Here is a 739-nt window from a genome sequence, read left to right on the forward strand (position 1 = left end):
GATTAAGCCCTCGATCGATTAGTACTGGTCAGCTCAACATGTCACCATGCTTACACACCCAGCCTATCCACCCTGTCTTCTTCAGGGGATCTTACCACGTTGTCCGTGTGGGAAGTCTGATCTTGAGGGGGGCTTCGCGCTTAGATGCTTTCAGCGCTTATCCCGGCCCGACTTGGCTACTCAGCGATGCGGTTGGCACCACAACTGAGACACCAGCGGTCGGTTCATCCCGGTCCTCTCGTACTAAGGACAACTCCTCTCAAACTTCCTGCGCCCGCGGCAGATAGGGACCGAACTGTCTCACGACGTTCTGAACCCAGCTCGCGTACCGCTTTAATGGGCGAACAGCCCAACCCTTGGGACCGACTACAGCCCCAGGATGCGATGAGCCGACATCGAGGTGCCAAACCTCCCCGTCGATGTGGACTCTTGGGGGAGATAAGCCTGTTATCCCCGGGGTAGCTTTTATCCGTTGAGCGACGGCCCTTCCACTCGGCACCGCCGGATCACTAAGCCCGACTTTCGTCCCTGCTCGACCTGTCCGTCTCGCAGTCAAGCTCCCTTATGCCTTTGCACTCAATGCGCGATTTCCATCCGCGCTGAGGGAACCCTTGGGCGCCTCCGTTACTCTTTGGGAGGCGACCGCCCCAGTCAAACTGCCCGCCTGACACTGTCCTCTCACCTGCTTCAAGGTGACGAGTTAGAAGATCAATACCTCAAGGGTGGTATCCCAACGTCG

Annotated in this window: 1 rRNA gene; it reads right to left on the reverse strand. The window is 57.8% G+C overall.

Features of this window, described 5'->3' with window-relative positions:
* Positions 1 to 739: ribosomal RNA gene (locus EFBL_RS13200) — 23S ribosomal RNA — on the reverse strand; the annotation flags it as partial.

Origin of the sequence: Effusibacillus lacus, from assembly GCF_002335525.1 — a bacterium.
Taxonomy (GTDB): domain Bacteria; phylum Bacillota; class Bacilli; order Tumebacillales; family Effusibacillaceae; genus Effusibacillus; species Effusibacillus lacus.